Raw genomic sequence first — 14,210 nt, 5'->3', positions numbered from 1 at the left:
GCGGCCGGCCATTCGACATTGGTAGTAAAGCTTCACGCCAGCGCAGCACCGGGTCGCTCGACCCAAGCACGATGTCCGCGTACACAGCGGACCTGCGCAAAGTTGCAAAAGACTTTATCAAAAGTGGCGCTGTTTCTTCTTCCGGCGCGGCCGTAGACTTTTTCACGACGGCAGGAAACGCCGTTTGAACACTTCAACTCGCGCTCATCATGAACTGTGACACGCTGGCCTCCACGCGGGCGATCGTGATGACGATGACATGACATATACGCAGACCGGGCTTTATGACGCGGTGCCTTGGCGATCGCGCGCCCTCCTACGACCTCGAACAGGTGAAACGAAGATGAAAGCGTTACTGGTGTTGATGCTGGGTGGCTTGTGCGGCGCGGCGATGGCCGATGAAGCACCGACGGCCACCGGGCAGATTCCGGTCGAGCACTATCACTACAACGAGCCCCTGGACATCGCACGCGTGCTGTCGATGAGCCCGATTCCGAACGTCTGCGCGGTAGTCCCGACGCGCATGACGTATGAAGACTCCGGCGGCCATCGCCATATTCTCGAATATCAAGTGATGGGCAATGGGTGTTCCAACGGTTGAGGGCTTTCAATAAGCATTCCATGTACCGTGAATAAGCAGCGGCGCATTTGCCCTCACGGATACTTCATGTGATGTTCACGTTGAAACATGACTTTGCTCTTTGAGTGAGGTCATGTTTCTTCATGTGTAATCCCAGCGCCACGCTACCAAAAATGCCCCTCGGCCTGATCCTTCCGAACCGTTCATCGCCCGCTTCAGGCGATGCTTCCGTCAGAGTGCACGACGCTTTGCCCTGCTCGGCCGAATCCACTGGAAAGACGTGCGCGCCTTGCGGTCTACTGTTCGACAGTCATCGACAACAAGAACAGGCTCATCCCTTGGAGAGCACCATGACCCAGACGCAATACGTGGCGCGCACCCCTGACGCGCGCGGTTTCATCGACTATCCGGCGCAGGACCACGAGGTCTGGCATACCCTGGTCGAACGGCAGTTAAAGCTCATTGAGGGCCGCGCATGTGAGGAATACCTCGACGGCATCGAGCAGCTGGCACTGCCCCACGACCGGGTGCCGCAACTGGGCGAGATCAACAAGGTCCTGGCGGCGACCACCGGCTGGCAGGTGGCACGGGTGCCGGCGCTGATTCCCTTCCAGACCTTCTTCGAGCTGCTGGCGAGCAAGCGTTTCCCGGTCGCCACCTTCATCCGCACGCCTGAAGAGCTGGATTACCTCCAGGAGCCGGACATCTTCCATGAAATCTTCGGCCACTGCCCGTTGCTGACCAACCCCTGGTTCGCTGCCTTTACCCATACCTACGGCAAGCTGGGCCTGGCGGCCAGCAAGCAGGAACGGGTCTACCTGGCGCGGCTGTACTGGATGACCATCGAGTTCGGTCTGCTGGACACGCCTGCCGGGCGCCGCGTCTATGGCGGCGGCATCCTGTCTTCGCCGAAGGAGACCCTCTACAGCTTGTCGGACGCGCCCGAGCATCAGGTCTTCGACCCGGTCGAGGCCATGCGCACGCCGTATCGTATCGACATCCTGCAGCCGGTGTACTTCGTGCTGCCTCGGCTCAAGCGCCTGTTCGACCTGGCCCACGAAGACATCATGGCGATGGTGCATCACGCCATGGCCCTGGGCCTGCATGCGCCGAAATTTCCGCCCAAGGCCGCCTGAACCTACCGGTGCCCCATCCCTTTCAGTCAATGGAGCCTGACCATGACCACCCTGAACCAAGCCCACTGCGAAGCCTGTCGCGCCGATGCGCCGAAGGTCAGCGACGAAGAACTGGCCGTCCTGATCCGGGAGATTCCCGATTGGAACATCGAGACCCGGGACGGCGTGCTGCAACTGGAGCGCGTGTTCCGCTTCGGCAACTTCCGGCACGCCCTGGCTTTCACCAATGCCGTGGGGGCGATCGCCGAGGAGGAAGGCCATCATCCTGGGCTCTTGACCGAGTGGGGCAAGGTCACGGTGACCTGGTGGAGCCATTCGATCAAGGGCCTGCACCGCAACGACTTCGTCATGGCTGCGCGCACGGACACCGTGGCCCGGGGGGCCGAAGGCCTCAGGCCCTGAGACGAAACGGTTCGCTGATCGAACGCTTACAGGGCGCCGGGGCGAACCGTTGTCAAACTGTCATCCGCGTTCCTGTACCCTGGTCAGGCTTGTTCGAGCTGCGCCAGGCGCAGGCTTCCCTTCCCTTCGCGAGGAACGATGCGATGCATGAGATCCCCAATTTCCCCTTCCCCCGCCTCACGCCGGACACCCCCCTGGACACCGCGCCAGAGCCGACACCGAATGCCGAGCAGGATGATGAGTGCGCTGCCGAGGCCGATCAGGGCTGACGGAGGTTGCTTCCCGGTGAGCCGTGGTCGGCTGCCGACTCAGGAAGCGAAGTATTAAGCCCTCCGCAACTTGAGCCCACTCGGACTCGAGAGCTGTGATGCCTGTACCGCCCTCATCGCGGGCAAGCCCGCTCCCACAGTACCGCGATCGCCTGCACCACTGCGATGTAACTACGGGTGTAGGAGCGGCCCCAGTGCCGCGATTGGGCCCGTAGGGCCCACCTATAAGCCCATGCGGTCGGGCATGTACCGAGTAGAAAAAGACAGTTGCTCCCACAGGAGGGCGATCATCACGCCGATACCTGTATGGAATCGGAACCTGTAGAGGAAGATGATCATCACACCGATGCCCGTGTGGAACCCGGACCTGTGGGAGCTGGCTTGCCAGCGATAGCGCCCGATCAGGCGCCGCCTGCATTACAGGCAAGCCCTCACAGGAAGGCGATCATCACGCCGATGCCCGTGTGGAACCGGGACCTGTGGGAGCTGGCTTGCCAGCGATAGCGCCCGATCAGGCGCCCCCTGCATCGCAGGCAAGCTCGCTCCCACAAGTGGAAGAGCGGTCATCGTGCCGATGGGTGGCAGCGATTCCCTGCTCGAGCCTGCCGGCTCACCGCGCCACCTGCTCCAGCACCACCTCCAACGGATGCCGCAGGCGACGCTCCGCCAGCCGCTTCACCTGGCTACGGCACGAATAACCAGTCGCCAGAGGCTCGCCCGCCTTGTCCAGCTTGGTCGCCCAGGACTGTTCGAAGATCGTCCGCGAGGTCTGCTGGTTGCGTGCCTCGTGGCCATAGGTCCCCGACATGCCACAGCAACCGGTCGCCTCGGTCACCAAGGTCAGCCCCAGACGCTGGAACACCTGCTCCCACTGGCGGGTGCTGGCCGGCACGTTGGTCTTTTCGGTGCAATGCGCCATCAACCGGAAGGTCCCCGTTGCCTCGCCCGAACCCGCGGGCAATGCGTCGATCAGCCACTCCTGCGGCAGCAGGACCTTGGGCCCTTCCTCCAGGCCAGGGACTTTCAGGTATTCCTGGCGATACACCAAGGTCATCGCCGGGTCCAGCCCCACCAGCGGCACGCCACAGTCGGCGAGCGCCTTGAGCTGGCCGGCGTTGCGGATCGCAGCCTTGGCGAAGGCACCGAGGAACCCTTGCACGTGCAGGGGCTTGCCGTTGGCGCTATAAGGCGCCAGGAACACGCGATACCCCAGCCGGTGTGCCAGGTCGATGAAGGCGGCCAGCAGCGGCGTCTCGAAATAGCGGGTGAAGGCATCCTGTACCAGTACCAGGCTGCGTTCACGCTGGGCAGGCGTCAGCTCGCGCAAAGCCGGTACGCTGGCCGTGCCGACCCGGCAGCGCGTCAGCGTGCGCTGCAGGTCGAAGCGACTGATCAGCGGGCTGTCGACCATGCCGACCTGGTCCGCCAGCAGGCGGTTGACCCAGCGCGACCCCATCACCGCGTTGTACAGCCCTGGCGCATGGGCCAGGTACGGCAAGGTGAACTCCAGCGAGCCGATCAGGTAGTCGCGCAGCGGGCGCTGATAGCGACCGTGGTACAGCTCGAGAAAGCGCGAACGGAAATCCGGCACGTTGACCTTGATCGGGCACTGCCCGGCGCACGACTTGCACGCCAGGCATCCGGCCATGGCGTCATAGACCTCATGGGAGAAGTCCGCCTGGCCCTGGCGTTGCGCACGGCTGTTGCGCAACCGGGCCGGCAGCCCCTTGAGCCAGGCCATCGGGGTACGTGCCGGGGCCAGCACATCGATATCGGCAGCGCCCTGCAGGCGCAGCCATTCGCGGATCAGCGACGCGCGCCCCTTGGGCGAGTGACGGCGCTCGCGGGTGGCCTTCCAGGACGGACACATGGCGTCGTCCGGGTCGTAGTTGTAGCAGGCGCCATTGCCGTTGCAGTGCACCGCACTGCCGAAGCTCTGCCAGACCCGCTCATCGATGGTGCGGTCCAGTTCGCCACGCAAGGTCACCCCGTCGACCGGCGTCAGGCCGTCGGCACTGTCGGGCGGTGTGCAGATCTTGCCGGGGTTGAGCTGGTTGTGCGGGTCGAACGCACCCTTGATGCGCTGCAGCGCCGGGTACAGCTCGTCGAAGTAACCCGGCACGTACTCCGAACGCAGGCCCTTGCCATGCTCGCCCCACAGCAGGCCGCCATAGCGCTGCGTCAGTTCGGCCACGGCGTCGGAAATCGGCTTGACCAGGGCGGCCTGGGCCGGATCCTTCATGTCCAGCGCCGGGCGCACGTGCAGCACGCCGGCATCGACGTGGCCGAACATGCCATAGGCCAGGCCATGGCCATCGAGCAGCGCGCGGAACTCGGCGATGTAATCGGCCAGGCGCTCCGGCGGCACGGCAGTGTCTTCCACGAACGGCTGGGGCCGGACCTCGCCTTCGACGTTGCCCAGTAGCCCGACCGAGCGTTTGCGCATGGCATAGACCCGGCTCACGGCCGCCGCGCCCTCGGCCAAGGTGTGGCCGAGGCGCTCGACGCTGGTGTCGGCCCGCAGGTGTTCGATGAAGGCCAGGACCCGGGCGTTGACCTCATCCGGCGCGTCCCCGCAGAACTCCACCAGGTTGATGCCCAGGGTCGGACGCTCGGCGTCGGTGGGGAAGTACTCGGCGACGCTGTCCCAGACGATGTCCTGCATGGCCAGCTTCAGCACCTTGGAATCGACCGTCTCGATCGACAGCGGCTTGAGCGCCATCAGGGCGTTGGCATCGCGCAGGGCTTCCATGAAGCTGGCGTAGCGCACGTTGACCAGCACCGCATAGCGCGGGATCGGCAGAACGTTGAGCTTGGCCTCGACCACATAGCCGAGCGACCCCTCGGCGCCGCACAGCACACTGTTGAGGTTGAAGCGCCCCTGTTCGTCGCGCAGGTGCGCCAGGTCATAACCGGTCAGGCAGCGGTTGAGTGTCGGAAAGGTGCGCTCGATCAGCTCGGCCTGGTGCTGCTGGATGTCACGGGCCGTGCGGTAGACCTCGCCCACGCGCCCCGGCGCGGCGCAGGCCTGGTCGAGGGCCGCGTCGTCGATCGGCAGACTGTGCAGCCGCTCGCCGCCCAGCAGCACGCTGTGCAGCTCCAGCACATGGTCGCGGGTCTTGCCGTAGGTGCAGCTGCCCTGGCCGCTGGCATCGGTGTTGATCATGCCGCCGATGGTCGCGCGGTTGGAGGTGGACAGCTCAGGGGCGAAGAACAAGCCATGGGGCTTGAGGGCAGCGTTGAGCTGGTCCTTGACCACGCCCGCCTGGACCCTGACCCAGCGCTGCTCGACGTTGATCTCGAGAATCGTGTTCATGTGCCGCGACAGGTCGACGACGATCCCGTCGGTCAGCGACTGGCCGTTGGTGCCCGTGCCACCGCCGCGGGGTGTGAGCACGACCTGGCGAAAGCGCGCTTCGCCCATGAGCGTGGCGATGCGGGCTACGTCGTCGGCATCCACCGGGAACACGGCGGCCTGGGGCAGGCGCTGGTAGATCGAGTTGTCGGTGGCGAGCACCGTACGGGTGCCGTAATCGGCACTGATCTGCCCACGGAAGCCACTGCCGCGCAGGGCCTCGAGGAAGTCCGTGTAGCGGGCGGCGGAAGGCTGGGGCTGCAATGGGGCGATCATCGATGGATGGCCTCTTTATCGGCGAATTCACGGTCACATGGCAGGCGGCAACTGGCGGGCGCCTGCTCTCGTTGGTGTCACGTCGGCATGGATCGATCCAGCCCAGGTGACGAATGGACCCATGTTCCTGTAGTTTCGCGACCGGGGCAAACGGATAATCCTGCCGCTATCGATGACTTCCATGAATGAATTACCGCCACCTGACACCGTCCATGTCACTGCTGCTGGCCTTCGAGGCGGCGGCCCGGCATGAAAGCTTTACCCGTGCAGCAGTGGAGCTGTCGCTGACCCAGAGCGCGGTCAGCCGCCAGGTGCAAGCCCTGGAGCATCAACTGGGCCTGACCCTGTTTCGTCGCGAAGGCCGCCATGTGCAAATGACGGATGTCGGGCGCCTGTACCAGCGTGAATTGAACGAGGCGCTCGGGCGCATCCGCAGCGCGACCCTGCAGGCCCTGGCCTATCAGTCGGGCGTCGGCACGTTGCGGCTGGCCACCCTGCCCACCTTCGGCTCGAAATGGCTGCTGCCACGGCTGCACGCGTTCTACGCGGCGCACCCGGGCATGCTGGTGCACATCCATTCACGCATCGAGACGATCGATTTCGAGACCAGCGAGATCGACGCGGCGATCGGCGTCGCCCACCATGACCTGCCCGGGCTGGTCTGCCACCGTTTGCAGGCCGAGGAACTGGTGGTGATCCTGCCGCCTTCGGCCCGAGCGACCGAGGACACCTGGACGCCGACGCGCATCAGCGAGCACCTGCTGCTCAACGTGGCCAACAACCCCCATGCCTGGGGCGAATGGTTCTCGCACCATGCCCTGCCCCACCGCAGCATGCGCCTGGGGCCGAGTTTCGAACTAACGTCGCACTTGATCCAGGCCGTGCGCGCCGGGATCGGGGTGGGATTGGTGCCGAGGGTGCTGGTGGAGGACGAACTGGCCAGCGGGGAGCTGATCAGCGCGGGAGCGGCGTTTGCCAGTCAGCGCAGCTATTACCTGATCTACCCGCCGCGCAACGAAGGGTTACCCTCGTTGCGGGCGTTTCGCGGGTGGCTGCTGGGGCAGATCTGAAGCCTGGGCCCGCGGGCCCTTTCCCTCAGCGGCGCGTCTTGAGCCAGTACAACACGAACATCACCCCCAGCCACACCGGGATCGCGTACACCGACACGTTGATGCCCGGGATCTGCAGCATGATGCCCAGGATGAGTACCACGAAGGCCAGGCACAGGTAGTTGCCGTAGGGGTACCACAGTGCCTTGAACAGCGGCGTCTGGCCGGTGCGGTTCAGGTGCTGACGGAACTTGAGGTGCGAGTAGCTGATCATCGCCCAGTTGATCACCAGCGCCGCGACCACCAGCGACATCAGCAGCTCCAGGGCATTCTGCGGCATCAGGTAGTTGAGCAGCACCGCCACCACCGTGACGGCAGCCGACACCAGGATTGCCCGTACCGGCACACCGCGCCGGTCAACCCGGGCCAGCCCGGCCGGCGCGTCACCCTGCTCGGCCATGCCGTACAGCATGCGGGCGTTGCAGTAGGTGCCGCTGTTGTACACCGACAGCGCGGCGGTGAGCACGACGAAGTTGAGCAGGTGCGCCGCCGCGTCGCTGCCCAGCAGCGAGAACACCTGCACGAACGGGCTGCTGCCATAGCTGCCGCCTGCGGCGTCGATGCTCTTGACCAGACCGTCCCAGGGCGTCAGCGACAGCAGGATCACCAGGGCGCCGATGTAGAAGATCAGGATCCGGTAGATGACCTGGTTGATCGCCTTGGGGATCACCGTCTTCGGCTGATCGGCTTCGGCCGCCGTGAACCCGAGCATCTCCAGCCCGCCGAACGAGAACATGATGATCGCCAGGGCCATCACCAGCCCGCTGATGCCATTGGGGAAGAACCCGCCATGGCTCCACAGGTTGCTGACCGAGGCGTCGGGCCCGCCGTTGCCGCTGACCAGCAGGTAGCTGCCCAGGGCGATCATGCCGACGATGGCCATGACCTTGATGATGGCGAACCAGAATTCGGTCTCGCCGAAGACCTTGACGTTGGTCAGGTTGATCGCGTTGATCAGCACGAAGAACGCCGCGGCCGTCACCCAGGTCGGGATCTCCGGCCACCAGTAGTGCACGTACTTGCCGACCGCGGACAGCTCGGACATGCCCACCAGGATGTACAGCACCCAGCAGTTCCAGCCCGACAGGAAACCGGCGAAACCGCCCCAGTACTGATGGGCGAAATGACTGAAGGAACCGGCCACCGGCTCCTCGACGATCATTTCACCCAGCTGGCGCATGATCATGAAGGCGATGAAGCCGCACAGGGCATAGCCGAGGATCATCGACGGCCCGGCGGATTTCATCACGCCGGCCGAGCCGAGGAACAGGCCCGTGCCGATGGCGCCGCCCAGGGCGATGAGCTGGATGTGGCGATTCTTCAAGCCGCGCTTGAATTCGCCGGAGGATGTGTGTGGTCCACTCATGAACGAGGTCACCTGCCTGTTGCTAGCTGTGACGAAATCGGACCCACCGCGCGCAGGGCGTGGCGGAATGGGCAAGGTGAGGCACCTTGGGTTCCCGAGCCTGCCGACTGGCCCAGGCCAGGACCGGGCGACATGAAGACGAGGGTGACGGGAAAGCGCGATATGCGAGGGAGGTCACAGGTAAAACGCGGCGCATTGTATACCCCCAGGTTACCGAGAGCGTCAACGCGGTAGGTATTTTCTCGATGAAAATCAGACGTTTCGTCGAGATTGCGGTGGTCAGGGGAAGTGTTTGGCGCAGGAGAGGCGCTTCTGCCATGAGGGCTGACTGCTCAAGGCGCGGCGAGGGACAGGACGCTATCGCGGGCAAGCCCGCTCCCACAAGCTGCTTGCGCAGCCATGCCTGCATTGACGGCTGTAGAGGTCTGGGTGGGAGCTGGCTTGCCAGCGATAGGGGCCTGCCAGACGCCGCATGCAGTCAGACATGCACGGAGTAGAAAAGACGGTTGCTCCCACAAAGGCCCCTGCAGCCTGCCCACAGGCAGGGACGTGCACCCACCCTGTGGGAGCGGGCTTGCCCGCGAGGGGGCCACGATGTGGCCCCGACTGCCCGGCATGACTCAGCCGCGCGGTTTGCCGCGACCGCCACCCGAAGGCTTGCCACCGTCGCTGCGACCACCACCCGAAGGCTTGCCGCCGTCGGTGCGGCCACCGTCCGGACGCCCCGGACGCTTGCGCATGTCGCTCGGGCGCTCGGCCACGGTGCTGCTGCCACGACCGCCCTTGCGGGGCGCTTCCTCACGCGGCTGGCGCGCCGGGCGCTCGGCTGCCGGGCTGGCATCCTGGGCCGGGCGCAGGGAACGCACGCGCTCGTTGCGGCCCATGGGCCGGGTGGACTTGCGCTGCAGGCGCTCGAGCTTGTCCTTGGCTTTGAGGTTCAGGGCCGGCAGCGCCACGGGCTGCAACCCGACTTCGGCCGCGAGGATGTCGATCTCGCCCTGGGTCATTTCGCGCCAGCGCCCCATCGGCAGGTCCGAATTGAGGAATACCGGGCCGAAGCGCACGCGCTTGAGGCGGCTCACCACCACGCCCTGGGATTCCCACAGACGGCGGACTTCCCGGTTGCGACCTTCCATCACCACGCAGTGGAACCAGTGGTTGAAGCCTTCGCCGCCCGGCGCCTTCTGGATGTCGGTGAACTTGGCCGGTCCGTCTTCGAGCATCACGCCGTCGGTGAGGCGCTTGACCATGTCGTCATCGACCTCGCCCCGGACACGCACCGCGTACTCGCGGTCCATCTCGTAGGACGGGTGCATCAGGCGGTTGGCCAGTTCGCCATCGGTGGTGAACAGCAGCAAGCCGGTGGTGTTGATGTCCAGACGGCCGATGTTGATCCAGCGGCCCTCTTTGGGGCGCGGCAGGCGATCGAACACGGTCGGGCGGCCTTCCGGGTCGTCACGGGTGCAGATCTCGCCATCGGGCTTGTTGTACATGATGACCCGGCGAACCGATTCGGCGGACTCTTCACGCTTGATCAGCTTGCCGTCGACGGCGATGGCGTCGTGCAGGTCGACGCGCTGGCCCAGGGTGGCCACCACGCCGTTGACCTTGATGCGGCCTTGGCCGATCCAGGCCTCGACGTCACGGCGCGAACCGACGCCGATGCGCGCCAGTACCTTTTGCAGCTTCTCGCCAGCCGGTGGGGTCAGTGGGGTTTCTTGCAGGTCGTTATCGTTCATTCTGGGCACCTCCCGGTGTATGCAGTCAAACCAGTGTCGACGTCGATCGCGTCGAGCGGGCGCGCATCATACGCCCTTCGCGTCCCGCATGCACGAGTCGGGTGGTCACTTTTCAGGCACGCCCCTGCACTTTCCGCCCGGTGGCGGCAGCCTAGTCGCGAGGCGGCGTCTCCACGGGGTCCGGCGCCTCGCCAGGCACGGCCTCGGCCTGCTCGGTTTCATCTTCGCCCGGCAGCTGCAGGTCGTCGAAGTCGGTCTTCAGCCCGTCTTCCATGGCATCGAGTTCCACCAGCAGCGAGCGGAAGCTGGTTTCTTCCGGGGCGTCCTCCTCGACCTCTGGGTCATCACCCAGGCTGGCATCGGCCAGCGCCTGCAGGTGGATCGGCACCGGGGCGTCGTCATCGTCGAAGGCCGGTTCCGGCTCCATCTCGCGCAACTCGGCCAGCGCGGGCAGCTCGTCGAGGCTCTTGAGGTTGAAGTGGTCGAGAAACGCCTTGGTGGTGGCGAACATGGCCGGTCGGCCGGGCACGTCGCGGTGCCCGACCACGCGGATCCACTCGCGCTCGAGCAAGGTGCGGGTGATGTTGCTGTTCACCGCCACACCGCGCACTTCTTCGATCTCGCCGCGCGTCACCGGCTGGCGGTAGGCGATCAGCGCCAGGGTCTCGAGCAAGGCACGCGAATAGCGCTGCGGCCGCTCCTCCCAGAGGCGGCCGACCCAGGGGCCGTACGTCTCACGGATCTGCAGGCGGTAGCCGGAAGCCACCTCCTTGAGTTCGAAGGCCCGGCCCGCACAGGACTTGCCCAGCACGTCCAGGGCTTTCCTGAACACGGCCGGGGCCGGTCGTTCGGCTTCTTCGAACAGTTCGTACAGGCGCTCGAGCGACTGCGGCTTGCCCGAGGCGAGCAGGAAGGCTTCGATCAGCGACGCCAGGTCGCGCGGTTCATTGAGGTTCATGGGGCAGGACTTGGCTCGTGGGTCACTCGGCGCGCACGCGCACGTGAATGGGGGCAAAAGGCTCATTCTGCACGAGTTCGACCAAGGATTCCTTCACCAGCTCGAGCACCGCCATGAACGTCACCACCACCCCCAGCTTGCCCTCGGCCGCGCCGAACAGCGTGGCGAAGGGCACGAAACCCTGGCCCTTGAGGCGTTCGAGCACCTCGGTCATGCGCTCGCGCGTGGACAGCGTCTCGCGGCTGATCTGGTGGCTTTCGAACAGGTCGTTGCGGCGCATGACCTCGGCCATCGACAGCAGCACCTCTTCCAGCAGCACCTGGGGCAGCACCTTGCGCACCTTGGCCTGCGGCGCCTCCAGGCGCGGCACGACGATGTCGCGCCCGACCCGGCTCAGGCGGTCCAGGTCCTCGGCCGCCGTCTTGAACCGCTCGTATTCCTGCAGGCGGCGGATCAGTTCGGCACGCGGATCGCCCTCCTCTTCCTCGGCCACGACCGCCCGGGGCAGCAGCATGCGCGACTTGATCTCGGCGAGCATGGCGGCCATCACCAGGTATTCGGCGGCCAGCTCCAGGCGCACGCTCTTCATCAGCTCGACATAGCCCATGTACTGGCGCGTGATCTCGGCCACCGGGATGTCGAGGATGTCGATGTTCTGCTTGCGGATCAGGTACAGCAGCAGGTCGAGCGGTCCCTCGAAGGCGTCCAGGAAGATTTCCAGCGCATCGGGCGGGATGTACAGGTCGACCGGCAGCTCGGTGAGCGCCTGGCCATAGACCAGCGGCGCGGGCGCCGGGCGGGGCGCCTGTTCTGCCTCGCTCGCGTGTTCAGGCACCTCGCTCATGCGGGCGCGAGGAAGGGTTCGGGGTCGCCGCAACCCACACGGAGCACTTCCGGCTCGTCGTCGACCAGGCTGATCACGGTGGAGGCCTTCAGGTCACCGAAACCGCCGTCGATGATCAGGTCGACGTGGTGCTCCAGGCGCTGACGGATCTCGTAGGGATCGGTCATGGGCTCGTCATCACCGGGCAGGATCAGGCTCACGCTCATCAGTGGTTCGCCCAGCTCGGCCAGCAGGGCCAGGGTGATCGCATGGTCCGGGACGCGCAGGCCGATGGTACGGCGCTTTTCGTGCAGCAGCAGGCGCGGCACTTCACGGGTGCCGTTGAGGATGAAGGTGTAGGGGCCTGGCACGTGGGCCTTGAGCAGACGGAACAGCCGAGTGTCGACCTTGGCGTACAGGCCCAGCTGGGACATGTCGCAGCACATCAGGGTGAAGTTGTGGTTCTTGTCGAGCTGGCGCAGGCGTCGGACCCGCTCGATCGCCGCCTTGTCGCCGATCTGGCAGCCCAGGGCGTACGCCGAATCGGTCGGGTACACCACCACGCCGCCCTTGCGGATGATCTCCACAGCCTGGCGGATCAACCGCGGCTGAGGGTTTTCCGGATGGATCTGGAAAAATTGGCTCACGTCGTTGTCCTGTTCATAGCGCAGTTGGCTGTTCATGTCGGAATCGACGCCACAACGGTGGCAGGTCCTCGGGCACTGGCCGATAGGCGCCGATCTCGCCCCAGGCGCCGGGGCCGTGGAAGTCGCTGCCAGCGCTTGCCAGCAGACCGAACTCGCGGGTGAGGATGGACAGCGTGCCGACCTGCTCGGCCGGCATCATCCCGTTGACCACTTCCAGCGCCTGACCGCCGGCCTGCAGATAGTCGGCGATCAGACGGCGACGCTTGCTGCGCGTCAGGTCGTAGTGCATCGGGTGCGCCAGGCTGACCCATGCGTTGGACCGGCGCAGGGTCGCGACGGTTTCATCCAGGGTCGGCCAATGCAGCTTGACGTCGCCCAGCTTGCCGGCCCCCAGCCACTTGCGAAACGCCTCGCCACGGTCCTTGACGTGCCCGGCCTGGACCAGGAACTCGGCGAAGTGCGGCCGGGCCGGGGCATTGTCGCTGTCGCCCAGCGCCTGCTGCAGGGCGCGTGCACCGTCCAGGGCACCGGGCATGCCCTTGGCCGCCAGCCGTCGGTCGATCTCTTCGGCGCGCAGCCAGCGGCCCTTGTGCAAGGCCTGCACGGCCTCGAGCAGCGGGGGCGCATCCAGGGCGAAATCGTAGCCCAGCACATGGATGGTCGCGCCACCCCAGGTACAGGACAGTTCCACGCCACTGACCCACTGCATGCCGCGGGCCTGGCAGGCTTGCCGGGCCTCCACCAGGCCGTCGAGGGTGTCGTGGTCGGTCAGCGCCAGCGTGCGCACGCCGTGCTCGTGCGCCCGCGCGACCAACGCCGTGGGCGTGAGGGCGCCATCGGAAGCCGTGCTGTGGCAGTGCAGATCAACATTCATAGGGGAACGCTTTCGTCGTATTCGATGTTTGTTATTATGCCGCCACCTCTCGCTTCTGGCTGCCACCGTGAAACAATTCATCGATTTCATACCGCTGCTGCTGTTCTTCATCGTCTACAAGCTCGACCCTCGCCTGGTCGACGTCGGCGGCCATGGGTTCGAACTCGGCGGCATCTACAGCGCGACCAAGGTGCTGATTCTCAGCTCCGTGGTGGTGTACGGCCTGCTGTTCCTGCGCCAGCGCAGGCTCGAGAAGGGCCAGTGGCTCACCCTCGTGGCCTGCCTGGTGTTCGGCGGACTGACCCTGGCCTTCCACAGCGAGACCTTCCTGAAGTGGAAGGCGCCGGTGGTCAACTGGCTGTTCGCCCTGGCGTTCCTGGGCAGCCATTTCGTCGGCGATCGCGTGCTGGTCAAGCGCATCATGGGCCATGCCCTGAACCTGCCGAACCCGATCTGGGTGCGGCTGAACCTGGCCTGGGTCGTGTTCTTCGTGTTCTGCGGCGCGGCCAACCTGTTCGTGGCCTTCACCTTCGAACGTTTCTGGGTCGACTTCAAGGTCTTCGGCAGCCTGGGCCTGACCGTTCTGTTCATGGTCGCCCAGGGGCTCTACCTGTCGCGCCACCTGCGCGACAACGACACGCCCACCCCGCCTTCCTCCACCCAGAACAAGGACTGA

11 protein-coding genes and 1 pseudogene are annotated in these 14,210 nt (G+C 65.4%); 5 read left to right on the top strand and 7 right to left on the bottom strand.

Features of this window, described 5'->3' with window-relative positions:
- Positions 1-343 precede the first annotated feature (343 nt).
- The 3 genes from APT63_06190 (at position 344) to phhB (ending at position 2,118) form a co-directional block, all read left to right on the top strand.
- Positions 344-601: a hypothetical protein gene (locus tag APT63_06190; GenBank protein AMA45251.1), complete on the top strand. Its 258-nt coding sequence runs from the start codon at positions 344-346 to the stop codon at positions 599-601.
- Between the two features lie 329 nt (positions 602-930).
- Entirely contained in the window at positions 931-1,716 is a 786-nt protein-coding gene (gene phhA, locus APT63_06185; protein ID AMA45250.1) for a phenylalanine 4-monooxygenase, read from the top strand.
- A gap of 42 nt (positions 1,717-1,758) precedes the next feature.
- The gene (gene phhB, locus APT63_06180; GenBank protein ID AMA45249.1) at positions 1,759-2,118 is read left to right on the top strand and encodes a pterin-4-alpha-carbinolamine dehydratase; all 360 of its coding nucleotides are present in this window, start codon (positions 1,759-1,761) and stop codon (positions 2,116-2,118) included.
- 879 nt (positions 2,119-2,997) lie between these two features.
- Here the strand turns inward: phhB and APT63_06175 are convergent.
- Positions 2,998-6,018, bottom strand: coding sequence for a hypothetical protein (locus APT63_06175; GenBank protein AMA45248.1), 3,021 nt, complete (start codon positions 6,016-6,018; stop codon positions 2,998-3,000).
- Between the two features lie 185 nt (positions 6,019-6,203).
- Here APT63_06175 and APT63_06170 point away from each other — a divergent pair, with 185 nt between their 5' ends.
- On the top strand, positions 6,204-7,088 hold the full coding sequence (locus tag APT63_06170) for a LysR family transcriptional regulator (GenBank protein AMA45247.1): 885 nt from the start codon (positions 6,204-6,206) through the stop codon (positions 7,086-7,088).
- 25 nt (positions 7,089-7,113) lie between these two features.
- Here APT63_06170 and APT63_06165 read toward each other — a convergent pair whose 3' ends face one another.
- The 6 genes and pseudogenes from APT63_06165 to APT63_06140 form a co-directional block, all read right to left on the bottom strand.
- Complete coding sequence (locus APT63_06165; protein AMA45246.1) at positions 7,114-8,493, bottom strand: aromatic amino acid transporter; 1,380 nt, start codon at positions 8,491-8,493, stop codon at positions 7,114-7,116.
- Positions 8,494-9,209: 716 nt separating this feature from the next.
- Positions 9,210-10,232 (bottom strand): annotated as a pseudogene (locus APT63_06160) (pseudouridine synthase).
- Positions 10,233-10,383: 151 nt separating this feature from the next.
- Positions 10,384-11,190: a segregation and condensation protein B gene (locus APT63_06155; protein AMA45245.1), complete on the bottom strand. Its 807-nt coding sequence runs from the start codon at positions 11,188-11,190 to the stop codon at positions 10,384-10,386.
- Positions 11,191-11,212: 22 nt separating this feature from the next.
- On the bottom strand, positions 11,213-12,034 hold the full coding sequence (locus APT63_06150) for a chromosome segregation protein ScpA (protein AMA45244.1): 822 nt from the start codon (positions 12,032-12,034) through the stop codon (positions 11,213-11,215).
- The gene (locus APT63_06145) at positions 12,031-12,660 is read right to left on the bottom strand and encodes a threonylcarbamoyl-AMP synthase (protein ID AMA47801.1); all 630 of its coding nucleotides are present in this window, start codon (positions 12,658-12,660) and stop codon (positions 12,031-12,033) included. The genes APT63_06150 and APT63_06145 overlap by 4 nt, the downstream gene beginning before the upstream one ends.
- Before the next feature lie 13 nt (positions 12,661-12,673).
- Complete coding sequence (locus tag APT63_06140) at positions 12,674-13,534, bottom strand: phosphoesterase (GenBank protein AMA45243.1); 861 nt, start codon at positions 13,532-13,534, stop codon at positions 12,674-12,676.
- Between the two features lie 67 nt (positions 13,535-13,601).
- Between APT63_06140 and APT63_06135 the strand changes: the two genes are divergently transcribed.
- Positions 13,602-14,210 carry a septation protein A gene (locus tag APT63_06135; protein AMA45242.1) on the top strand — a complete coding sequence of 203 codons (609 nt, stop codon included), beginning with the start codon at positions 13,602-13,604 and terminating at the stop codon, positions 14,208-14,210.

The sequence above is a fragment of the Pseudomonas monteilii genome (assembly GCA_001534745.1).
Taxonomy (GTDB): Bacteria; Pseudomonadota; Gammaproteobacteria; order Pseudomonadales; family Pseudomonadaceae; genus Aquipseudomonas; species Aquipseudomonas alabamensis.
Note: the sequence above shows the minus strand (reverse complement) of the source record. Positions and strands in the feature narration are given on the sequence as shown.